Here is a 23,645-nt window from a genome sequence, read left to right as displayed (position 1 = left end):
ATGTGACGATGTTTTTGTATTCAGAAACCCAACAACGAAGGCTCAAGGAACTTGGCGTAAGATCGGAAGAGTGCGCGTTGAGCTTCTCCACCCGGGAAGAGCGCGAGAAGCAATTTCAGATCACGGAGCGCTCACTCGTTAAAGCCGAGCGGAAACGACTGCAACACTTCTGCCAGGATGTTCGACGAAGCCGGGTCTCTAAGCTTGAGCGTGACCTTTCAGATGTTTTAGTCAATGAGGGGTTTGTCGAGGTGCGCAGTCCTCTGCTTATAAGCGGCTCTTCGTTGGCCAAGATGGGTATTGATCAAGAACACCCTCTCCATTCCCAGGTGTTCTGGGTGGATGGCAAAAAGTGTCTTCGCCCCATGTTGGCTCCGAATCTGTACTCGGTCGCCAGGGATCTTTTGCGCATAACGGATGGCGTGGTGCGCATCTTTGAGATCGGCTCCTGCTTCCGTAAGGAATCCCAGGGGGCTCGGCATGCAAATGAGTTCACCATGTGCAACATCGCTGAATTTGGTCTCCCTGAAGCTCAGCGGCATGCACGCCTGGAAGAGCTGGCCAAGCTGGTGCTTACTGCTGCCAAAACCACCGACTATACATTTGAGGTGGAAACCTCCGAGGTCTATGGCGATACCATTGACGTGGTTCACAAACCAACGGACCTTGAGCTAGCCTCCGGCGCCATGGGACCGCATCCGTTGGACTCCAAATGGCGGGTCAACTCGACCTGGGTCGGTGTTGGCTTTGGCCTGGAGCGGTTGGTCATGATTGGTGACAAAGAGTGTTCCATGGGCAGTTTGGGAAGAAGTTTGGGTTATATGGATGGGATTCGTCTCACCATTTAAAATAATGGGAATCTTGAATAATTGCTTTTTCTGCCAATCTCTCGGAGTCTGACGCTTACCTCGTCATGCTCAAAATTTTATCCTCGGAATATCAGCTATATGCCTGCGGTAAAATTTTTCACAATCCTTGACCTTGATTGAAAAATCTAATTATTCAAGACACCCCTAATTTTATAACGAATGAACGCATTGATGAAATAAGCGAAACGTGAAGTAGTGGAGAGGACGATGCAGCAAGCCGAGAAACCAAACAACCTGATGACGATTCTGGATAAGGCCATCCTGGGAAGGGCCCTGTCTTGCGAAGAGATCGGCTTTTTACTCTCCCTGGATGCCGAAGAGGATCTTGAGCGCTTATTTGCTGCCGCCGGCACTGTGCGCAGCCGCTGGTTTGGCAAAACCGTCTTTCTCTACGGGTTTCTTTACTTCAATACCGCGTGCAGCAATAACTGTCTTTTCTGCCAGTACCGAAAATCTAATTCCAAGGCGACCCGATACTCCAAGTCGACAGAGATGATCGACACCATTGTCAGGAAAATGGAAGCAAGTGGGGTGCATCTCATTGACCTGACCATGGGCGAATTTGCCGATGGCACAAAAGAAGCCGAATCCGAGTACGGCCGTCTGAGTTCTTTTATTCAAAAGATCAGAAAAGAAAGTGATATCCCCATCATGGTTTCGCCGGGTGTGGTTAACCGCAGTGTGCTCGCAGATCTGGCCGAGGCGGGAGCCGACTGGTACGCCTGCTACCAGGAAACCTACGCTCGACCTCTCTTTGCCAAGGTACGTCCGGGGCAGAACTTTGATACTCGCTACGGCGCCAAATTGACTGCCCGTGAAAAGGGAATGCATCTCGAAGAGGGCATGCTCATTGGCCTGGGTGAGTCCCTGGAAGACCGGGCCAACACCATCATCGGCATGCGCGAGCTTGATGCAGATCAGGTTCGCGTGATGAGCTTGGTTGCCCATCCGGACACTCCCATGGCGGATATGGCACCAACTCCGGAAATAGAGGAGTTAAAGGTGATCGCGGTTATGCGGCTGGTCATGCCCGATCGGTTGATCCCCGCCTCCCTGGATGTCGGAGGGCTCGCCGGACTCAAACGACGGCTTGAAGCCGGCGCCAATGTCGTCACCTCCATGATTATTCCGGGCATGGGCTTATCTGGAGTCGCCAACCAGGAACTTGATATTGAAGATGCCAGAAGAACGCCGGAGGCCATCGCACCCATTCTTCGCGAGTGCGGGCTCACTCCTGCCTCTGCGGATGAATTTCGCCCCTGGCTTGCGGCACGAAATCATACTCGCACAGGTGGAAGGAGCGGACTTTGATGGACAACAAGACCGAAAAAAAGCCGGCAATCCGCTATTACCGAACCAGAGCCGCTCTTTTTGATCTCATCTCGAAAATGAAATTTTGGCCCTCGCGGACAGGCATCTTGCATGGCATCCGTTCCATTGAAATTTTTGGTGATCAGGCTCGTATCACCACCCACTGTAACCGGGAATTTATCGTCAACAATTCACGCAAAAGTCGCGCTGCTCGGGCTCTGCGCAACAAGTGCACCAGTTCCTCGTGTCGTGAATGCCGTATCCCGGAGTGGAAACTCGCTAAATTTTCTTCAACCCGGTTCAGCCGCCATTTTGGTTCAACCCTGAGTGAAGAAGCAGGAAAGTAAAGAAGGTAAGAACAATGCGACTTGCAATCATCGGCGGCAAACTGCAGGGAGTCGAAGCCGCCTATCTCGCCCGGAAAGCGGGCTGGCAAACCCTGCTCATTGATAAGCGCGCCAATACACCTGCATCCGGTCTCTGTGATGAAACCATCCTGGCCGACGTCTGTCAGCCCGCAGTGATTCAGTCTGTGCTCACCAAGGTTGATTTGATTCTGCCGGCTCTGGAAAATCGGGAAGCCCTGGCAGCACTGAAAAAGGTCCAAAGAGAGCTCAATTGCCCTATTGCCTTTGACTTCGTTGCCAACGCACTTTCCTGCTCAAAAAGCCTGTCCTATGCGCTGTTCGGGAAACTGGGGTTGGATATGCCCAAACCCTTTCCTGAGTGTGGATTTCCGCTTCTGGTGAAACCCGATAGCTCAAGTGGCAGCCGTGGCGTGACCATTTTGGAAAACGAGGCAGACTACCGGCGATTTTTTGGGCAAACCGAGCAGACCGCGGAGAGTTGGGTAGGGCAGCAGTTTATCGCCGGTCCTTCTTACTCCCTTGAGGTGATTGGCCGGGATGGACACTACGATACGCCGCAAATCACCGAGATTCATATGGATCAGGGCAATGACTGCAAGGCGGTCACTGCACCGACCGCTATCAGCCAGGAGTTGGCTGAAAAACTGCGATGTATTTCCCTTCAGCTTGCGCATGCACTGAACCTTTGCGGCATCATGGACGTCGAGGTGATCGCCCAGGACGACAGACTCTATCTGCTGGAGATCGATGCCCGCCTACCCAGCCAGACTCCTATTGCCGTCTACTGGTCCCAAAAGACCAACATGCTCGAGCTGTTAGCCGATGTCTACCTGCCCGGGACCAATAACGTTGTCCTGAAGCAGGCAGCCCCCCAACATGTGCGTTTAGAGCACATTCAGGTCACAGATGGTGTGATGACCTTGGCAGGAGAACACCTCATGGGGACTGCGGGGCCCTTGGCAACGCAGGAAGGCTTTTTCGGGATCCAGGAAGCCATTACTGATTATGTACCAGGCAAAAAACACTGGTGTGCCACACTGATTCATACCGGAGTCACCGCCGAGGAGCTTGAAAATAGGCGCATGATTGGACTTGCCCAGATTAAGGCAAGCTGCGGTATTATCCAGGTTATCGATTCAAAACCCACTACCAGGGTGCACCAGGGGGAGGCCTGCCATGACACGGTTGAAATCTGCTGATGTAGAACACCTCGGGGGAGAGCTGTGTTGTTATCATAAACAGCTGCAACAGAACCTGGGAATGACTCTGGCCGAGCTGGCCTGCAGAGCTGCTGGCGTTGCCCCGGAGCTTGTTCCGCAAACCGCAAACTTTCGGGTGGCCGCAGTGCCGATTACCAGCGGGGAAGGGGTGATCACCCATTTCTCCGAGTCGCTTGCTGCCATCAGCACGTCTCTGGGATTTAGTGCCGAGGTGACCAAACAGACAGATATCGCAGGGTTGGCTGAGGCCTATCAGGGCAACTTTGATATTGTCCTCACCTCGGATGACGACCTCTTCTGTGCCATCAACCTGAAACAGGGCAGGGTGATTGACAACTCGATTGCCACTGCACGTGGTTTTGTCCATGGACTGGCGGCCCTTGCCGGAGGACTGAGAGAAAAACCTGTACTGGTCCTCGGGTGCGGGCCCGTTGGCCTGGCTGGCATTGAGGCGATTATCGAGTTGGGCGGCAAGGTCAGTGTGTTCGATCCCCGGCCAGAGCGATGTCAGGAGGCGGTGGCCAGATTTGCTGGTGCACATATCCAGGTGGCTGCAACTCGTGAAGAAGCACTTGGTTCACATTCCCTCATCTTTGAGGCGACCCCGGTGGCAAATACAGTGGACGTGGCCTCTATAACCAGCCAAACCTGTATGGCCGCCCCCGGCGTTCCCTGTGGAACGACCGAGGAGGCTGCTGCTGCCCTCGGCTCCCGGTTGCTCTGGGATCCATTACAGATTGGAGTTGCAACTATGCTTATGGCGGCGGCTTTTGCGCCGGAATCTGAGCATTGCGCATTGAAATAAGGTGCCTCGACCAAACTGCTGGTGTGTGAACATCGGTGGGGCGGTAAGGCTGAAAATACCAGGAAAAGGAGTAGTAGAAGGAGAAGTCTATGGGAAAAATTCTTACCCGATACGGTGACGGCTTCAAAGTCGAGCTATCCGAAGACGAGGTGAGAGAAGACATCATTGAAGGAACCAATGATGCAGCCTCTCGCGCCGGTGTCGATCCCCTGAAAGAGGACGAGATCGAACACCTCTTGGATATCTTCAAGAATCCGGACAAGGTTGTCAGTGTTGAGGACGGCAAGGAAGTCGTCATGACCTATGACGGTATGTCGTCCAAGATCAGACGTGCCCACATCACCATCGACCGTGTTCAGTCGCTCCAGGTTTTCGAACGCGCCATGGGCGCTGACACCCTGGAGCTGCAGCACATTGACTACAGCTACAAACCGTGTAAGCCCATTGTTGGTTTTGAGTTGCCTGATCTTGATCTGCTGCTCAACTCCACTGTGGCTCCGGTTTTCTACGGCGCAATGCCCAACCTTGGCTTGTACAGTCAGCCGGACGGTCCCTGTCCCAACCCCGCCGACCTCCTGCCCTTGGGCAAGATCGACGAGGCGCAGAAGGCCTACGAAGAGGCCGTTGAGCATGCAGTCAGCGATATCGTCTTTGTTGCCTCGGCCATGTATGAAGGTGGCGTAGACGGCATCAACATCGATACTGTCGGTGCCGCTGGCGATGCCGACTTCCTTGCAGCCCTGCGCGCAACTGAGATCCTGCGGGAGAAATACCCGGATCTGGGGATCGAGATGGGCATGGCCGGTGAGTTTGTGCTCGGTATGCACGGCGGTCTTGAGTGGCATGGGCAGCGGCTGGCGGGACTCTATCCCCAGGATCAGGTTCGTCTCGCTAAAGAGGCTGGCGCAACCATCTTTGGTCCGGCGATCAATATCGTCACCACTAACTCACTGCCCTGGAATATTGCCCGTTCGGTGACCTTCTGTAAGGCCTGTTCCGACGTGGCGGAGATTCCGGTACATGCCAACCTGGGTATGGGCGTTTGCGGTATCCCACTGACGCTGACCGTCCCGGTCGATGCCCTCTCCAGAGCAACCAAGGCGCATGTGGAAATCTGTCGCCTTGACGGGTTGTAGGTGGGGGTAGGCGATCCTCATGGTATGCATGCAGCGCATCCACTTGTTGCGGGAATGGGCGGAGTACGGACTGCCGGAGATCTGGTAGCCCGTATGCAACTGAACCGTGGCATGAGAAACGATGCAGCGAAACAGCATGTAGCCGAGAAACTTGGTATTCCGGTGTCTGACATCAACGACCCCATCGTTATGGGCGAGTTGCGCGAAGATCTGAAAATTTTTCGAATCTCCGAAGGACAGGGTACTGTGGATGGCATTGCAGCCAAATACAATATCAGCAAGCTGCTTGATCTGAAGATCAACTGTGTTGAGCGTTTCTTGAAGAATACCGGAATGGCGTAAGGGTGACAGGGATCACCTCACAAGCTCTTTCTTGGTAATCAATGAGAAAGTAAAACAGCTCTCTTGCTGTCTGTTCAGAAATGACGGGGCATGTGTGAGTAATCCGTACGTCTTGGTTCCGCGGTCTGTTTAGGGATGTATTGCGGGTCTATGAGGAATAGGCCAAGGATACCCCGATGGCATGACCAGGAAACGCAGGGCTGCCGAAGGTCACGTCACCCGATCTTTTTTGAAGAGGAATAACGTACAATTCATCACCCTCCGAGACTCTGTCCTCTCCTTGTCTGACTTGGTTGAGGAGGGTGAATTGTTTTTGCCCGAAAAGGAATATTGAGTATGAATTCGTATAAGCCAATTGTAACCGATTGGGACTATGAGGCGACCCTGGCACGGCGTCGTCGCTACATGTCTCCGTCGCTGGGTACCTTTGTCGCCTTCAATGAGCCGGTTATCCTTAAAAAAGGCGAGATGCAGTATGTCTTTGATGAGAAAGGGAAAAAGTATCTCGATTGCCTGGCGCAAAACCTCTGCGTGAGCGTTGGTCACAGCCATCCCTTTGTCAATGCGGAAGTCAAAAAGCAGATGGATCAGTTGTGTCATTCCACAACCACCTTTTTTAACGCTATTCCCGCCCATTTTGCCGAGGAGTTGACTGCGACTTTTCCGAAAGGTGAGGAGTGGGTCGCCCACTTTGTCAACAGTGGATCCGAGGCAAACGACCTGGCGCTGTTGATGGCCCGGCTCTACACCGGCAATAATGACATGCTGGCGCTACGCGACAGCTATCATGGCCTCCATTTTGGTGCCATGGGCCTGACCGGTACCCAAAGCTGCCGCCAGAAAGTGCCGCTTGGAGGCGGCGTTGTCCATGTGAGCAACCCCAACATCTACCGGGGGCTGCACGGCGATGCAACCGACAAGTATCTTGCCGAGATCGATGAGGCTATCGCCAGCTCTACCCCTGGTGAGATCGCGGGTATGATTATTGAGTCCATCCAAGGCTTTGGTGGTGTCTTCACCATGCCTGATGGCTACCTGGCCGGTGCGTTTGAACGTGTTCGTGCAGCCGGTGGTGTCTGCATCATCGATGAGGTTCAGACCGGTTTTGGCCGTACCGGTGCCAACATGTGGGAGTTCATGGCCCACGGCGTCACTCCGGATATCATTGTTATGGGTAAGGGCATTGGGAACGGCTTCCCGCTCTCAGCCGTTGTGGCCAGACGTGAAGTTGCCGAGGCCATGGCCGAGCGTAAGTTCTTCAACACCTACGGTTCCAACCCCATGTCCTGCAGCGCGGGGCGTGCAGTACTGCGCGTGATTGAAGATGACAATATTATGGCCAATGTCACCGAGGCCGGAGATCATCTTGCAACTGAGATGGTCGGCTTGATGGACAAATACGAGGTGATCGGTGATTTTCGCGGTAAAGGACTGATGCGTGCCATTGAGTTTGTCAAAGATCGCACCAGTAAAGAAGCGGCCACCGAACTGGCTTCCAAGGTACAGGAATCCTGCCGCGAGAGTGGCGTCATTGTTGGCCGCGGCGGCCGTGGTGGCAATATTCTGCGTATTAATCCGCCGCTCTGCGCCACCAAAGATGACATGCAGCTCTTGGCCGATTCGCTTGATAAGGCCTGCAGCCAGCTGTAAGTGCGGGGCATCCCTGGTCCTCTCGGAGAATTTTTTGAGGGCTGCTACAACACAGATGCAACCCAGGAGTAGTGGGCAGGAATCAGGTTTCCTGCCCCGTCTCTCCCTGAGATCTCCTGCCAGATTATTTCTCTCAACTGTTGATTGAGCATGACTGCCATCCCCGCACAAAATTCTGCCTTTCGAGCCTATTGCGGCTTACGCTGCGACCGATGCGAGGTGTATCTGGCCGGGCAGCATGGTGGAGAACAGGCGCGTACCACCGTCGCACGCAACTGGTCAGCGCGATACGGTTGGAATTTAACCGGAGCTGATATTCATTGCTCCGGCTGCCGGAATACCGGTGGGGAGCAATTTTTATTTTGTGGGAACTGCACAGTGCGCCAATGCGCCATTAAGCGTTCACCATCGGGGTGCGCAGCATGTTCCCAGGCTATCTGTGCATTGCTGACAGAGCTTATTGCTCTGGAGCCTGCTGTACAAAAAGAGCATGATCAGCTGCAAGCTGAGCTGAAAAACGGGGCGGTCCTCTCCGCTGTCGGAAAAAGTGAGGAAGAATGATGAGTAATTCATGTCGTCTGACAGTGCATCCTAGCAAAACAAGCGTGGTTGTCGAAGCCGGAACAACTGTTCTGCAGGCGGTGCAGCAAATCGGAGCCCTGGTGCGCAGCGACTGCGGTGGTGCCGGGGTCTGCGGTAAGTGCCTTGTTCGCGCAGAAGAAGGCAATGGCCTGTCGCCCTTAACCGAGGCGGAACGTCAGCTTCTTGGGGACGAACAGGTTACGGAAGGGGGACGCCTGGCCTGCCTGGCTACCCTCAGCGGAGAGGCAGCAGTCCATGTTGAACCGGCAGAAGATGCCGGTACCTCTCCTCGGGGTAAGGATATTCAAGCCCCTGAATGCTCCTGCGACCCCACTGTCCGCCGCGTTTTTATCAGCCCCGTCCAGTTGCCGGATGCTGTCTCTTCTGTTGAGCCGATTGTTGGCTTTCTGGCTGAGCAACTTGGTCATTGGCCCGATTTTTTGGAGTTCGATCTTGGGCAACAGTTGGAGCCGTTGCTGGAGAATAGTTCTTTTACAGAGGGAATAACCCTCATCTGTCATCGCCATCATGGGGTGAGTGCGGTTCTCCCCGGAAAACAGCTGGCAAGCCTCGGGCTTGCCGTTGATCTCGGCACCACTACCATTGCCGCCTATCTCTGCGATCTGCAGTCGGGAACCTTGTTGGCTTCGGCCGCTATGTTCAATCCGCAGCGAACCTTTGGCGACGATGTTATCAGCCGGATCAGCAGTGCGGTGGAGAGTGAGGCAAAACTTGCCCAAATGCAAGGCACTGTTGCCGCCGGATTGGAACAACTGGCCCGGAAGTGTCTCGCTGACAGTGGACGATCAGCTGGCGAGCTTGATGAGCTGGTTGTGGCTGGCAATACCACCATGCAGACCATCTTTGCTGGCGACTCGCCCGAATCGCTTGGCAGGGCACCCTATCAGCCCAACACCCATGAGGCTCGTAATATCTGGGCAGATGAGCTTAACATCTCCCTTGGTGTCAAGGCCAATGTCTACATTTATCCTGTTATCTCAGGATTTTTAGGAGGGGACAGCGTAGCCGCGGCGCTTGGCGGGCGGCTGCATCAGGTCGCCACTCCAACTTTGATTATCGATATCGGGACCAACGGCGAGTTGTTGCTGGGCTGTGGTGATCGCATTGTGGCAACCAGCTGTGCCACCGGACCCGCCCTTGAAGGGGCTGTCATCTCCTGCGGCATGCGGGCGGTTGCTGGCGCTATTGATGCAGTCTCTGTCGATACCCAAGCCAACTGCCTTCGTTATCACCATCTCGGTGTGGAAGAGGGCGCTCGCCCGCAGGGGCTCTGCGGTTCGGGGCTTATCGATGTTATCGCCTGCATGCGACAGCTCGGCATTATCGAAGAGTCCGGGCGGTTGAATGCGGATGCGCCGGGTGTTGTCTGCGACGATCAGGGCTTTGGCCATGCCTATACCATGATTCCGGCTGCAGACAGTGGAACCGGGAAGGATATCAGGCTGACGCTCATGGATATTCGAGCCTTCCAGCTGGCCAAATCCGCCCTTGTGGTGGGGATTGAAAAGCTGGTGGAACAGTATGGTCTGGACGAGGTTCCCCGGACCTGTATCACCGGTGCCTTTGGCGCTCACTTTAACTGGCATAACGGGCTGTTGGTCGATCTCCTCTCTCCCAAGGTGACCGCCGGGGAGATTTCAAGTGGGGCCAACCTTGCCGGTGCCGGTGCCATGCTTGTCCTCCTGAACCAGGAGAAGCGAAAAGAGGCCGAGCAACTGGCCGCTGCATGTACCGCTGTGGAGTTAGCCTCAGATCCGGAGTTTAATTTGCGTTTTGTCGAGCGGACCAGGTTTCCGGCTCTTCAAAACTAGGATCGATGCACAGCCTGCCGCAGATAGTCCCCAACCTGGAGATCAAGCTTGACCATCTGGCCATCACTCAGGCGATGTTTCCAGGGCGGGCCATGGATCCGGATTGGAGCGAAAGGGTTTTGGCCATTGTTGATGCGATCCAGCCAACGCTTACACCTGAGGCCGTCTGTCAATGGTTTGAACCCGCTGAGCTCGGAGAAAACGAGCTGGTTCTCCGCAGTCCCCAATCCCTCAGGACATCCACCCTGCGGATGGGCGAACACGCAAGGGAACTGGCAGCTGCGAGTATGGTCCTCTGCTGCGTCGCCACACTGGGAGAAGGATTTGATCGCTCCCTGCGGCAGTTGCAGGGATCCGGGGATATGCTTGCAGGCTATCTGGCCGACTGTGCAGGAATATATGGGCTGTTGCAGGTGAGTCGGGCGGTTTACCATGAGGTTGAGGCGGTAGCGGCTGAAAATAGTTGGGGGGTCGGGCGAGTCTTATGCCCCGGCGCCATTGAAGGGTGGTCGCTTGAGGAGCAGCACCAGCTTTGTTCTCTGCTGCCCATTGAGCAGTGTGGGGTCAGCCTCAACGAGTATGGTGTGCTTTCTCCCGGTAAATCGGTTTCTTTTGTACTGGGTATCGGTCCCGGGTACGAGGCCGAGCAGGTCGAGTCCCCGTGCGATATATGCACCAATACCGGCGAGTGCTGGTGTCACTGTTAGAGCAAGTCGGAAATTTTTCAGCAGGAAAAATGTTGCTGCACTTGAACCAATAGAGGGGTATAAACCGCTGTCTTGACCTGACTCAGGTTGATATTTCCCCTGCAAGAGAAAGAGCTACAAAATCTCTTTGCATTGTTCTAGCGTGCTGGCACATAATAGAGGAAATACAGTTTGTTGGAGATAAAAATTTTTCCTCAAAGACGTGCGCCTTTTCGCCGGAAGTCAAATGTGCATTCTCTCTTCCGTTTTGCTACAGGGCATGCTTGGACCACGTCTGAGAGAGCAGGGTTGTACTTGTGACGGAAAAGAAAATGTATGCTGCAGAGTTGAATAAAGATAGCGAGAGCGGTGAGACCATGCGGTTGCATCGCGAAAATGTCGAGTTGCGCCAGCGCCTGAACCTGGTTACCTCCCTGCTCGATAACCTCCCCGGCATGGCCTACCGCTGCCTGAACGACGAGAACTATACGTTTGAATATGCCAGCAAGGGAGCCAGGGATCTTTTTGGTTTTTCCGCCGAGCAGATCGTGAACGCCTACGCCTTCCGCCAGCTGGTCCCCGAAGAAGACCAACTCAAGAACTATGAAGTACTCCAGCAGTTGACGCCTGAAAACGATCGGTTCGTTCTCGTCTACCGAATGCGATCGGCCCAGGGGGAGTACCGCTGGATCCATGAGCGTGGCAAGGGTTTGTTTTCCCCCGAAGGGGTGCTGGTCGCCATGGATGGGCTGTTGACCGATATTACAGATCAAAAAAACGAAGAGATTGCCCTGCGCCAGGAAAACACCCGGCTTCGTTTTTCCGTGGATGAGCGGTACAAACTCGGCAAAATTATCGGCAAGAGCCAACCTATTTTAAAAGTCTATAAACGGATCGTCCAGGCCACCGGGACCAAAGCACCGGTCATCATTCACGGTGAGTCCGGGACTGGCAAGGAACTGGCCGCCCGCACCATCCACGATCTCAGCGACCGTAAAGACAAGCCCTATATCACGGTCAACTGCGGGGCTATTCCCGAAAGCCTCATGGAGAGCGAGTTCTTCGGTCATGTGCGCGGGGCCTTTACCGGCGCAAACACCGACCGGGAAGGCCATCTCATGGCCGCGAATAAAGGGACGCTTTTTCTTGATGAAATAGGGGAGATGCCGCTGACCCTTCAGGTGAAGTTGCTGCGTGTTCTTGACGGCGGCGGGTTCAGCCCGGTGGGATCAAGCAAGGTGCTCCATTCGGACTTCCGCCTGGTTTCCGCAACGAATCGGGATTTGAATCAGATGGTGTGCAACGGGGCCATGCGCGAAGATTTTTATTACCGTATCAACACCGTCCCCATTCTTATGCCACCGCTGCGTGATCGTCTTGATGACCTGCCGATTCTGGTCGATCATTTCATGCAGCTCTATGCAGAAGAAACCGGCGAGAAAACACAAATTCCGCCCCATGTCATTCAAAAATTCGAATCCCATGACTGGCCAGGCAACGTTCGAGAACTGATCAATGTCATTCGTCGTTACCTCACATTAAAAGAGGTGAGTTTCACTCCCTTCAATACCCCTGCACCTGCACAGGAGTATCCCGGAGCCAAGGCGGACATCTCCATTGTTCATTCAGATCTTGCCATGCCCGTGGTCGATGATCTGGCTCAGTTTGAAAAGAACATGATTTTAAAGGCGCTTAACCTGCACCAGTGGCACATGGGTAACACTGCCAAGGCACTGGGGATAAGCCGGAGAACCCTTCAGCGGCGGGTTAATAAGTACAAGATCAAATAACTCTCGGCCGAACTCACGCCAATGTAGCACCGGTCGTCACAAACCTCGCATCAGTTTGCCTTGCAAATTTTTGTATAAGCGGAGGCGTATGGGAAACGAGTACCGACTCGTTTCCCATACGCCCGCTCGTTTTTCCTTCCCAGCCCCCACCTCTCTCAAGGTTCCCTCCCAGGACTATCTCTCTTTTACTCCAAGGTTTTCGTCTCTTGTCTTGATTTGGGACAGATTTGTCTAGCCTGCGTGGGGCTACGTTTTGTTCACCTTCTCTATTGCACTGATTTTGCGCTATAAAAAATAGTTCTCTTCCTGGTATGGATGTTGTTTCCACAGATAGCGGGACAGGACTAGCGGGGCTATGGATATGGTTCGCCCCGAATGGCCTGCAAGAAAAAGGTCTGAGCTTGCCGCTGTTGTTGATGTGCGGCAAGAAGAGGAGCAAGGAAATGGCTTCTGTAAAGGTTGAGGCAAGGTTTTCAGATGCTGTAGGTGTCGAGACGATTCCCCGGCGACTGCAAAAGCACCTTGGAGACATCGACCCGATCACTACCTGGTGGACAGCTCTGATCACACTGGGTGTTATCGTTTTGGGGCTGGTGGCCCCATTACGGCTCGATCATCTGCTTTCTGTCGTGCAAACTGTGATCACCACCAATTTTAACTGGTACTTCTTACTTTCCGTTGCCATCTATTTGTCGGTCTGTCTGTTCATTGCGTTGAGTAAGTATGGTGATCTCAAGTTGGGAAAATCCGAGGATACACCGGAATACAGCTATTTTTCCTGGTTCACCATGCTTTTCAGTTGTGGGATAGGCGTGGGGTGTGCCTTTTGGGCCGTGGCAGAGCCCGTATTACATTATATGGATACACCCTACCTGGCTCAGTCGCAGACCCCCGAAGCCATGCCGATTGCCATTGGGATATCGGTCATGCACTGGGGATTGCATGCCTGGGCCATTTTTGCCCTGGTTGGGCTGGCCATCGCCTTTCCCGCTTATCGTCAGGGCAAGCCAATGGTCGTCTCCATCTCCTTATATGGACTCTTCGGTGAGCGGATTATTGGCAGTGGCCTGGGGCGTTTTGTCGAATTTTTAGCGGCGATTGCAACCATTGTCGGCGTTAGTACGGCCTTTGGACTGGGATTCATCAGCATCAACGCTGGCATCAAACATCTCTTCGGCTCCGGACTCAATACCCTCGGTGTGCTTCTCTTTCTGCTACTACTCGTGGGCTGTTATGTTCTCTCTGTTCTGGCTGGTATTGAAAGAGGCATGAAGACGTTGAGCATGATCAATGTTTATCTCGCGGGAATATTAGGAGGATTTATCCTCATCACCGGACCGACCAGTGATTTGCTCAATCTTATGGTTCAAACGACGGGGAGTTATATAACCCATTTCATCTACGCCACATTCTGGACCGATTTCCATGATAAATCGTCCTGGCTGAGCTGGTGGACTGTCTTTTACTGGATTTGGTGGATTTCCTGGGGGCCGTACTGCGGCGGGTTTGTGGCCCGTATTTCAAGAGGACGTACACTGCGTGAGTTTATCCTGGGGGTTGCTCTTGTGCCGACCCTGGTCGCCCTGATTTGGTTCAGCATTGTCGGCGGCTCTGCCCAGCTTGCTCAGATCAACGGCACCGCGCCAATGGCTGCAGCACTCAAGGCGGATATGGGGAGTGGTATTTTTGTCCTACTCTCCAGTTTGCCGCATGGGGGGCTCATGTGCTATTTGGTTTTTGTCTATTTACTTATATTTCTGATTACCTCCACGGATTCAGCTTCATTTTTCGTGGCCATGCAAACCGCTCGGGGCTCCATGCACCCGAGTAATTTTATGAAATTTGTCTGGGGGGCCAGTATTGGATCACTTGCCCTGGTGCTTCTTTCCAGCGGTGGGCTTCAGGCCCTGCAGAAGGCCTCAATTATTGCCGGCGCACCTTTCTCGGTTATTCTCTTTCTTATGATTTTCTCCCTTCTTCGTCTACTCAAGCAGGCCTACAGAGAAGAATTCGGAAGCTTAGATTCCTGACGCCTGTAACATCTTTTATGGCAGACGACCTCGTTTCCTTCCGGAAACGAGGTTTTTTTCGGTCTGCAGAAACCCTGGGTGCGGTTACTGCTCTTGACTTCATCAAAGGACAATGCGTCCGCTTGGTTTATTTTTGCGGGCGAGTCTCTGCCGTCCGGTTCTACTTTTGAGTTCTCACAGTCCTCTTCTCTCCATATCACTGCCGCTGCCTCATTTTATACATTATTGTTCGCTTTGATACCTGGTGAACGGTTTTTATTCTTTTGTACAAAATTGTACAGTTATCTACAATGGCCCCTTTTTTTAGGCAGTTATGTGCAGGGATGCAATATTGTCATAATTGTGACGATTATGGGTGAACGGTTAAATGGGGTGAGTATCATGAAAAAACAGGAAGTTAAACGGGGAGGAGATCTTCAGCGTCTGCATGTCCAATCAAGTGGCCAGTGTGACATTGGCGTGTGTCTGGATAACGGGAATGTAAGAGGCGATTATGATTTGAAAAGGAGGGTGCAGAGTATTTTTCTCTAAATTACATGCCCGGGGAATGTTGTCGGGGCGTTTTTGTCGCCCTATATCTTGATGAATTTTCACTTCTTTCTTTGCGTTGGTCCCGAATGGGGCCAGCTTTGACCGGTTCTCTTCTCCTTGATTTTTCGAGAATTCTCTTAACTTGCTATCCTTTCGTGGTTGTTGCTGTTTTTTGCAAAATGGCACGAGTGTTGCTTTTCTTGATTAACGAAAATGTAAATGAAATTTTATTTATAATGACGAATTGGTTAACGTGAAACGTATTTGTTGTTCGTGTTAGCCGGTGGAAAACATTCGAAAAACAAGTGGTCTCGCAGGCAGGGCAAACCTGTGGTGTTTGACACTTGATAAGAAAAAAGCACAGGCGCCTCGCAATCTTTTGGCGCCAGACAGGATTCATGCAGTGCCGCCAGATTGCGGTAAAAAAAGGGGTTAAGAGAATGGCATATTCAGAACATGTGGAAAAAATACCAAAATCCGCTGCGCTTCCGGCGACAGCAGGTTTTTGGAAAAAATATATCGGGGAAATGGATCCGGTCATTTTCTGGTCGACCGGGGCTGTCACCTTGGCTGCCGTCTTGTTTGGTCTGTTCAGTCCGGCCAAGTTCGATGGCTTTTTAACGCATCTCCAGAAGGCGATCACAACCAACCTGAATTGGTACTTTCTGCTTTCGGTGGCGATCTACCTCTTCATCTGTATGTATATTGCGTTCAGTAAGTACGGTGATCTCAAATTGGGAAAAGCGGAAGATAAACCGGAGTTCAGCTATTTTGCCTGGATTGCCATGCTCTTTAGCTGCGGTGTCGGGGTCGGCTACGCATTCTGGGCGGTCGGTGAACCGGTTATGCACTACATGAACACACCCTACCTGGCGCAGTCGCAGACGCCTGATGCAATGCCCGTGGCAATTGAAATTGGTGTCATGCACTGGGGGCTGCATGCCTGGGCTGTCTTTGCCCTGGTCGGCCTTGCCATTGCCTTTCCCGCTTATCGCCAGGGAAAACCGATGAACTTTTCCATCTCACTGTACGGTCTGTTTGGCGATAAAATTATTGGCAGTCCTTTTGGGCGCTTTGTTGAGTTCCTCGCAGCCTTTGCCACTATTGCAGGGGTTTCCACTGCATTGGGCCTGGGAATCATCAGCATCAACGCCGGTATTAAACATATTTTTGGTACAGGGCTTGATACCACCGGAATGACCGTCTTTATGGTTTTCCTTATAATCTGCTACATCATCTCTGCTGTTTCCGGCATCGAAAAAGGTATCAAAAACCTCAGTACCATCAATGTGTATGTAGCCTTTATCTGGGGTGGTTTTATCCTCGTCATGGGGCCAACCAGCGATCTGCTCAACCTCATGGTGCAGACCACCGGCACCTATGTCAATAACTTCCTTTACCAGACCTTTTGGACGGATTTTAGCGCTAAAACCCCCTGGCTCGGCTGGTGGACAGTGTTCTACTGGATCTGGTGGATCTCCTGGGGACCATTCTGTGGAGGCTTTGTAGCCCGTATCTCCAAAGGCCGCACCCTGCGTGAATTCATCCTTGGTGTTGCCTTGGTACCTACATTGGTGGCGCTGGTCTGGTTCAGTATTGTCGGCGGGGCAGCTCAGTTTGCCCAGATCAACGGAACGGCGCCAATGGCCGAAGCGCTGAAGGCGGATATGGGCAGCGGTATCTATGTCCTTCTGTCAAGCTTCCAGTTCGGTGACCTCATGGGTTATGTTGTCTTCATCAACTTGCTCATCTTTCTCATCACCTCTGCCGATTCAGCCTCCTTCTTCGTTGCCATGCAGATGGCTCGCGGCAGCATGAACCCCAGCACCATGATGAAGCTCATTTGGGGTGCTTTTATCGGCTCTTTGGCACTGGTCCTGCTCATCAGTGGTGGCCTGCAGGCATTACAAAAAGCAGCTATCATTGCGGGTGCCCCTTTTTCGGTGATCATTTTCATGATGATCTTCTCGCTCTTTAAGATGCTTAAGAAAGCCTACAAAGAGGAGTATACTCCCAAAAGCGTGTAAGACTGTAGGGTGGCAGGCCAGCCCTGAAACGGCTCGCCAGCCCGTAGCAGACTCGGTGGATGCAGCCAAGGTGAAAGCCTTTTTTCACGCAACCGGAAAAAGGGCTCGTCCCCCACATCGTTTGTTGTAGCCACCGTGCCCAGACCGAATCATATTCGGTCTGGGCTTTTCTTTTTTGTGGGGATGGGAGCTTTCTTCTCCCGCTCTCGACTTCTGACAAACGGGGAGGGTGCCATCTTTTTTTGAAATATCTGTCCTTATTCTTGCCTACTTTCGTGCAACTCGACCAGTACGGATGGCTCAACCACCTGCTGCCATTCCGGTACCTGCTCGATGATACCTTGCCTATGTAAAAAGTCTGCTGTCTCGTGCAAGCTGTGCACGATTGCCCCATCCAGTCGGAGCTGGAACTGATGGCGGGCCAGAGCTGCACAGGTGGCCTTCGGAGATAAAGAGGTCTGCCGGGCCATCAGGGTGACAACCTCCTGGGGATGGGTTTGCGCATACTGCTCCGCTCGGTGCAGAGCCATGACAAAACCTTTGAACTCCTCTGCATGCGTGCGCATAAAATCTTGCCGGGCCAGCATGAAGATGGGGTAGAGATTGCCCAGTCCTCCGAAGGTGCATAATCCTCTGGCTCCTCGCTCTTCGGCCAGTGACGGCGTGGGTTCGCTTGCGGCAAAGGCATCCACAGCCCCTGCCTCCAGGGCGGTGAGCATGGTTGCCGGAGCAATGTCAATAAGGTGTATGGCAGCAGGATTGACCTGTGCCTCTTTGAGGGCGGCCAGTAGTCCGCCATAGGTTGAGGTACCTTTCTTGACTGCCACCCGTTTGCCTTGGAGATCGGCAAGGCTGGCCTGTGCTGCTTCCGGCCGCACCATGAGCCGGTGGCGATGTTCTCCACTGGCATGACTGGCAAAGATGCGAAAACGGGGATTACGGGTAACGGTGATAATTGCGGTTGTATCCCCCATGGTGCTGATGTCGGCCGCCCCTGTGTAAAGCGCCTCGGCACAGGCCGGGCCGTTACTGAAATGAAGCGGCTTCACGCTAAGGCCCGCATCGCGAAAATAGCCCTTATGCACCGCAACAAGAGGGAGCAGGCTGCCGATGCGATCCTGAAAGGCAAATCTGATAGTATTGGTTGACCCGGCCCAGAGCAGGGCAGGGGAGAGCACGCCTAAAAGCGCGAAGAGAGCATAGCATTGCACGTGTCGGAGAGATGTCATTTTTATATCTTGGGAGTAAGAGGAATGTTGTTGTCAGGCATTAAAACCCTGCGCAATTGGTGCTGAAGCCGCAGGCATGATGCCCCGAGTCGATCTTTTGGCAGGGAGGCATCAACCCTGATGTCATGGCCAATGCTTCTGTGCTGCAGAATGATGATCCGATCTGCCAGATAAGCCGCTTCGGCAATTGAGTGGGTGACATAGAGAATTGTCTGCCCGTTTATTTTATGCAGTTGAAGGAGTTCGTCCTGGAGTCGCTCGCGCGTGAGGGGATCAAGGGCGCTGAAAGGTTCGTCCATGAGCATGAGCGGGGATTCCATGGCCAACACCCTGGCGATGCCCACCCGTTGTCGCATACCACCGGAGAGCGAGTTGGGATAGCAATCGCCACATTCGCTCAAACCCATCAGTTCAAGGTGACGGGTAACTATCTGCGCACGTTGCCTGCCACGTATTCCCTGTTGTTTCAGGGCAAAGCCGATGTTGCCTGAAACGGTGAGCCAGGGAAACAGCGTCGCGTCCTGAAAGACCATGCCACGTCTCGGGTCGGGCGCGAGGATTTCTTTATCGGCGAAAAGGATGCGTCCCCGGCTGGGGCGTAGAAAGCCAGCGGCCAGGTTGAGGAGGGTCGTCTTGCCACAGCCTGAGGCGCCAAGGATGCAGACAAATTCACCACGGCTAACTTGGAGATTAATCGACTCAAGGATTACATCCGTTGCTTCTCCATGCCCTCGACTATAGCTCAGCCCCACCTCCGCAAAGCGAATCATGACCGCTCCTTGGCAATATTCCAGCGGTGAATGGTTTTCGCTTCGACTATCCGCAGGAGAATTGCCTCGAGTGTGAGGCCGATCAGGCAGAGAAGAGCGATGCAGACAAAGGCCGCTGTATAGTCAAGCGTCCAGCGGGATTGCATAATGGCGTAGCCCAGACCGTGCCCCGTGCCGACCACCATCTCTGCAGCCACAAGTACACGCCAGGCCGTGCCCAGGCTCAGGCGAATTCCGGTCAGGAACGCTGGCAGTGCTGCCGGAAGCAGGACCTGAAAGAAAAGTGACCACCGGCCAGTGCCCATCATGCGCGCGGCACGGACAAGATACGGATCCACTCCCCGAAGTCCGTCCCTGACATTGATTGCCATGGGGGCAAAGGCGGCAACGGAGATCATGAAGAGAGTGGCCTTCTCGCCAATGCCAAAGAGGAGCAGGGCAACAGGAATCCAGGCCAAACCCGGAATCATGAGAAGAACCTGGGGGATAGCTCGTGTCGCCCTGGAGAACCAGGGAAAGGACCCCGCAAGCAATCCAAAGCTTATCCCCAGGAAGGCGGCGACGGAAAATCCACTGATCCAGCGGAGCATGCTGGCCTGCAGGTGGAGCAGCAGGGGGCTGCCAGCAACGGTGCTACCACCAAGTAGGGAATACAGACGCTTAGCCGTTTGCCATGGTGTGGGCATGTCGACACCGCGCAGGAAATGGACACTGAGGGACACGGCTGTCCAGATCAGGAGGATGACGGCACAGGGGAGAAGCCGTTCACCTGCTAGCCACAGGTGGTGCGGCAATCTCCATCTTTGGTGAGCGGTTTTTGCTGTTCGTCCCTCAGGTGAAGTGGGCAGTGTTTCAGGATGGGGTGACGACATGATCGTAGCGATAGGTTGGTTGGGGGCGTCCCGGACGTAAACTCTGCCATTCGATGACGGTTTGATTCAGTGCGGAACCACACAGTGTTTGCAGAGTCTGGCGGACAAGAGCTTCTAAGTCTGCGGGCGGCAATTCCGCACGTGCATTGAGCGTCAGGTAGGCTGCGGTAGAGACTCTTTGCGGCCCACGTACGTCAAGCGTCTCTTGGGGGCCGGTGAGGTTGGCGACGATGGCCGGTTCCGTCTCGGTTGCCAGAAAGAGCTTGATATGGCCGACATTCACTCCTGCGGCATCGAGTTGGTTTCCAAGCGATGACAGCGCAACTTTGGCAAAGTGGTTCCAGTCGGTGGCCGTTCCTTCAAGGGCCAGGGTGGCATTGAGCCAGCCTAACACCGCCTCGCCTTTGGCATACTTGTCGTAATCCACTTCCACAATATGGCCGCCGCAATCGTTAGAGGCACAGGCCGCGTCAAGCCAGTCTTGCACCCCTTCACCGGTCTTGGCGCTAAGGAAAAAACAGGTAGACCGGGGATGGGTGTCCTTGAGGTATTCCTGGAGAGTGGCACGTTGTTGAACATCGATGAGATCGATTTTGTTGACAACGATCATGTCTGCCTCTTCCAGCTGTTTACCAAGAATATAGGCAGCATCCGGATGCAGGTCCGTTGCGCGGTTATGGAAAAGATCGAGAAGCCTGCGTGTATCGATCACAACCGAAAGCGGACTGAGGGTAAACGATCGGTCCAATTGCTGCTTCAGGGGCTGAAAAATGGTCGCTGAGAGATCTGTGCAACTGCCGACCGGTTCAGCCAGAACAATGGTTGGTTTTATGGTGTGGTGAAGATGGTCGATCGCACTGATCAATCCGCTGAAATTGCAGCAAAAGCAACTGCCACTAACCTCGGCGACTTCTTGGTCGTTTTGGGCAAGAAAAAGGGTGTCGACTAAAGCAGGGGCCTGGTCATTGGTAATGAGACCAACCGTATGCCCCTGATTGCGCAACCGTTGCGAAATATTTTCCAGAAGCGTTGTCTTGCCTGCTCCGAGAAAGCCGCCAATAAAGAGAAGACGTGTGGTGTGCATTTTGATTCGATCCTTTGAGTTACATTCGCTTTGGACAACCACAGGGCGTGGATTGTTTGTTCATCAGTTTTTCAAGAAGCAGGATAAAGAGACCAGAGGCAGCTATGCCGCCCAGTACCGGGCCCAGGATATAGACATAAAAAAATCCGCCCTGTTGATCGGGGAAGGCTGCGCTGCCCCAGCCCATCATCCAGGCAACCAGCCGGGGGCTGAAATCCCGCGCCGGGTTTAATCCGGCCTGGGTCAGTGGCGCGATAAGACAGATGATGGAAGATACGCTCAGGCCGATAAACACAGGGGCCAGGGCCTCGTGTGGACGCCCGACATTACATCCTTCGGTCAGGGCAAAGATCATCAGCACCAGTAAAAAGGTGCCAAAGGCTTCGGCGGCAATGGCCAGGGGCAGGGAAACGACAGCCGAAGTTTCGGGGTGGATGTAATATTCACCAAACATGGCTGCGGTTTTCATCGAACCCGTTGTTCCCCTGATGATCCCGTGGCTGGCTTCGTAGGCCGCGATGGAAGGGGAAAAGAGGAGATAGAGCATCATGCCCGCGAGAAAGGCACCGCCAAACTGTGCCACCAGGTAGGTGGGCAGTTTGCGTGGCTGCATACGTCCGCCGATAACCATGGCGATGGAAACCGCCGGGTTGAGATGGGCACAACAGAGGTGGCGGGTGAGGTAAATAGCCAGAGTTACGGCGATGCCCCAGATCAGCGCAATCTGGAACAGACCTTGATGCGCCCCAAAGAGGATGGTCGAAGCCACTGAGCCACAGCCGAAAATGGTGAGGACAAAGGTACCCAAGGATTCGCCGCACAGTTCTCGAAAATACAACATATTCTTCTCTGCAATTGTTGATGGATAATTCAGCGACAGGAGCATTGCTCAGGAAAGCCCGGGCGTCCCGTCTGTATCTGCTCGGGAAAGAGGCGATCCGCCTGGTGAAGAAAGGCTTCGATTAAGGTCGCCTGCGTGCTCAGGGTTTCCATCCAGTTGTGCAGACAATCCTTGCCATCTTCTGTGAGGGTATAGGTTCGTCGGGCCGGACCTGTTCCTTCCGTGTCCCATTGCGAGACCAATACTCCTCGCTGCTCCAATGCTTTTAGGTGCCGGTAGAGTCCGGCCATGTTGACATGCATCCCCATGGCCTCGATTTGCTCACTGATAATGCGAGTCAGCTCATACCCGTGGAGCGAGGGGTGTTTGTAGAGTGTGAGCAAAAGCCAGGGGGCGGCCAGGTTGCTCACGCTTTTGCCGCTGCAGGGGCAGTTCGCAAGAAGATCGTTCATGGTAAACCTTTGACAAAGTGCAATATTCGACATTGTCGAATTGTTGGGCCCATGTTTATGAGGGTTGATTAGAGCTGAGGCCCTCAAGTGGTCGTTGAGCTTATAATCTGAGCAATACTTTCCTTAGAATCGTGAGGACGAAACGGGATTTCAGAAAACAGGAAGGCCGATGGGCTGTAACGGCTGCGAGGGAGGCTGCAAGCCAAAGGCGCTTTTCAGCTCGGCCTCGAGCCCGTGGTCATGGGTGATGACAACTAACCCATACTCATCGCAGGAGGAGTCCAGCACATCCAGATAGTCCAGTACCCCATCAAAATATCGTGGTCCCGAATCGGAGGTCGCAAGCGTCCCCTTGAGCCGATACCAGCGATTTTGAAACGGGCGCAGAATGCTTTCAATCTCACTTGAAGAGAGCATTTCAGGTGTAAGGGTAAAGGTCACTGGTCGACCAAGTTCACCCCATCCAGCGTGTTTGGAGGCGTCAACCTGAGCAAAGGCCTTGCGTTTTCCCTTGAGCAGCGCTACCAGGTCGAGTTCGACCGTATCTTTGGGAATCGAGAGTATGATTTTCTCTGGATACTGCTCTTCCAGATGATCTTGAAGCTGCTGCCCTTTTTGTGGCTCCATCTGGTCTGTTTTGCTGATCAGGAGAAGGTCACTGGCCTCGATCTGTTCGGTCACAACCATAAGGCTCTGCTCAAGAACTTCGTGGCGTGTGCCATCAATCAGAGAGACCATACCGGCATATGCAAAGCAATCCGGAGCCTTCTTGTTGATCACCGCAACAATGTCGGAGAGGGTGGCCGGTTTGGCAAGGCCGGAGCATTCAACCAGCAGCAGGTCGGGTTGAATGGATTCGTAGGCGAGCACTGAATCGACAAACTGACCGGACAGGCAGGAACAAAAAATCTGGCCTGCGCGCAGCTCCAGGATTTCACCGGTGACGCCTTTCTTGTCGATGAGCATGTTGTCAACGGCGAGTTCGCCAAAATCATTGACGATTACACCAATTTTCAGGTGAGCGTACCGTTTGAGCAGGTTGTTGAGCAGCGTTGTCTTTCCTGCACCCAGGAAACCGCTGATAAAAAGGTAAGGGATCATGGTAGTCTCATAATGTATCAATAGGCCTGACGTTCACGGGGGCAGCCCCTGGGAACGTCAGGCATGGATATCTGGAAAAAACTGAGATCTCTCTCAATTCTCAGCTATCTTCCACGA

General features: G+C 53.5%; 19 protein-coding genes and 1 pseudogene. 13 read left to right on the top strand and 7 right to left on the bottom strand.

Annotated features, from left to right (window positions below):
* Positions 1-8 precede the first annotated feature (8 nt).
* From pylSc to JWJ90_RS16590, 13 genes and pseudogenes are all read left to right on the top strand, one after another.
* Positions 9-848 carry a pyrrolysine--tRNA(Pyl) ligase large subunit gene (gene pylSc, locus JWJ90_RS16655; RefSeq protein WP_205228345.1) on the top strand — a complete coding sequence of 280 codons (840 nt, stop codon included), beginning with the start codon at positions 9-11 and terminating at the stop codon, positions 846-848.
* A gap of 228 nt (positions 849-1,076) precedes the next feature.
* Entirely contained in the window at positions 1,077-2,180 is a 1,104-nt protein-coding gene (gene pylB / locus JWJ90_RS16650; RefSeq protein WP_205228344.1) for a methylornithine synthase PylB, read from the top strand.
* A complete protein-coding gene (gene pylSn / locus JWJ90_RS16645) occupies positions 2,180-2,527 on the top strand; it encodes a pyrrolysine--tRNA(Pyl) ligase small subunit (protein ID WP_205228343.1) in 348 nt (115 codons plus the stop codon). Before pylB ends, pylSn begins: the two co-directional genes overlap by 1 nt.
* A 14-nt stretch (positions 2,528-2,541) precedes the next feature.
* Entirely contained in the window at positions 2,542-3,747 is a 1,206-nt protein-coding gene (gene pylC / locus JWJ90_RS16640; RefSeq protein ID WP_205228342.1) for a 3-methylornithine--L-lysine ligase PylC, read from the top strand.
* Positions 3,725-4,573 carry a 3-methylornithyl-N6-L-lysine dehydrogenase PylD gene (pylD, locus tag JWJ90_RS16635; RefSeq protein WP_205228341.1) on the top strand — a complete coding sequence of 283 codons (849 nt, stop codon included), beginning with the start codon at positions 3,725-3,727 and terminating at the stop codon, positions 4,571-4,573. Before pylC ends, pylD begins: the two co-directional genes overlap by 23 nt.
* A gap of 89 nt (positions 4,574-4,662) precedes the next feature.
* Positions 4,663-6,051, top strand: a pseudogene (gene mtbB / locus JWJ90_RS16630) ([dimethylamine--corrinoid protein] Co-methyltransferase).
* A gap of 336 nt (positions 6,052-6,387) precedes the next feature.
* The gene (locus JWJ90_RS16620) at positions 6,388-7,701 is read left to right on the top strand and encodes an aspartate aminotransferase family protein (protein ID WP_205228338.1); all 1,314 of its coding nucleotides are present in this window, start codon (positions 6,388-6,390) and stop codon (positions 7,699-7,701) included.
* A gap of 150 nt (positions 7,702-7,851) precedes the next feature.
* On the top strand, positions 7,852-8,262 hold the full coding sequence (locus JWJ90_RS16615) for a DUF3795 domain-containing protein (RefSeq protein ID WP_205228337.1): 411 nt from the start codon (positions 7,852-7,854) through the stop codon (positions 8,260-8,262).
* The gene (locus JWJ90_RS16610; protein WP_205228336.1) at positions 8,262-10,115 is read left to right on the top strand and encodes an ASKHA domain-containing protein; all 1,854 of its coding nucleotides are present in this window, start codon (positions 8,262-8,264) and stop codon (positions 10,113-10,115) included. Before JWJ90_RS16615 ends, JWJ90_RS16610 begins: the two co-directional genes overlap by 1 nt.
* A gap of 5 nt (positions 10,116-10,120) precedes the next feature.
* Positions 10,121-10,822: a hypothetical protein gene (locus tag JWJ90_RS16605; RefSeq protein ID WP_205228335.1), complete on the top strand. Its 702-nt coding sequence runs from the start codon at positions 10,121-10,123 to the stop codon at positions 10,820-10,822.
* A gap of 296 nt (positions 10,823-11,118) precedes the next feature.
* A complete protein-coding gene (locus JWJ90_RS16600; RefSeq protein ID WP_205228334.1) occupies positions 11,119-12,591 on the top strand; it encodes a sigma 54-interacting transcriptional regulator in 1,473 nt (490 codons plus the stop codon).
* Positions 12,592-13,034: 443 nt separating this feature from the next.
* The gene (locus tag JWJ90_RS16595) at positions 13,035-14,621 is read left to right on the top strand and encodes a BCCT family transporter (RefSeq protein WP_205228333.1); all 1,587 of its coding nucleotides are present in this window, start codon (positions 13,035-13,037) and stop codon (positions 14,619-14,621) included.
* Between the two features lie 971 nt (positions 14,622-15,592).
* Entirely contained in the window at positions 15,593-17,179 is a 1,587-nt protein-coding gene (locus tag JWJ90_RS16590; RefSeq protein ID WP_205228332.1) for a BCCT family transporter, read from the top strand.
* Between the two features lie 257 nt (positions 17,180-17,436).
* Here JWJ90_RS16590 and JWJ90_RS16585 read toward each other — a convergent pair whose 3' ends face one another.
* The 7 genes from JWJ90_RS16585 to JWJ90_RS16555 all read right to left on the bottom strand — a co-directional run bounded on the left by JWJ90_RS16585 (position 17,437) and on the right by JWJ90_RS16555 (position 23,528).
* Positions 17,437-18,408, bottom strand: coding sequence for an ABC transporter substrate-binding protein (locus tag JWJ90_RS16585; protein ID WP_205228331.1), 972 nt, complete (start codon positions 18,406-18,408; stop codon positions 17,437-17,439).
* A 2-nt stretch (positions 18,409-18,410) separates the two neighbouring features.
* The gene (locus JWJ90_RS16580) at positions 18,411-19,178 is read right to left on the bottom strand and encodes an ABC transporter ATP-binding protein (protein WP_205228330.1); all 768 of its coding nucleotides are present in this window, start codon (positions 19,176-19,178) and stop codon (positions 18,411-18,413) included.
* On the bottom strand, positions 19,175-19,972 hold the full coding sequence (locus tag JWJ90_RS16575) for an ABC transporter permease (protein WP_205228329.1): 798 nt from the start codon (positions 19,970-19,972) through the stop codon (positions 19,175-19,177). The genes JWJ90_RS16580 and JWJ90_RS16575 overlap by 4 nt, the downstream gene beginning before the upstream one ends.
* 58 nt (positions 19,973-20,030) lie before the next feature.
* On the bottom strand, positions 20,031-21,134 hold the full coding sequence (locus tag JWJ90_RS16570; protein WP_205228328.1) for a GTP-binding protein: 1,104 nt from the start codon (positions 21,132-21,134) through the stop codon (positions 20,031-20,033).
* 19 nt (positions 21,135-21,153) lie between these two features.
* Complete coding sequence (locus JWJ90_RS16565; protein ID WP_205228327.1) at positions 21,154-21,975, bottom strand: MIP/aquaporin family protein; 822 nt, start codon at positions 21,973-21,975, stop codon at positions 21,154-21,156.
* Between the two features lie 29 nt (positions 21,976-22,004).
* On the bottom strand, positions 22,005-22,427 hold the full coding sequence (locus tag JWJ90_RS16560) for a helix-turn-helix transcriptional regulator (protein ID WP_205228326.1): 423 nt from the start codon (positions 22,425-22,427) through the stop codon (positions 22,005-22,007).
* Between the two features lie 150 nt (positions 22,428-22,577).
* Entirely contained in the window at positions 22,578-23,528 is a 951-nt protein-coding gene (locus JWJ90_RS16555; protein WP_205228325.1) for a CobW family GTP-binding protein, read from the bottom strand.
* Positions 23,529-23,645: the final 117 nt, after the last annotated feature.

This window comes from Desulfobulbus rhabdoformis (assembly GCF_016919065.1).
In the GTDB taxonomy this organism is placed as follows: domain Bacteria; phylum Desulfobacterota; class Desulfobulbia; order Desulfobulbales; family Desulfobulbaceae; genus Desulfobulbus; species Desulfobulbus rhabdoformis.
Note: the sequence above shows the minus strand (reverse complement) of the source record. Positions and strands in the feature narration are given on the sequence as shown.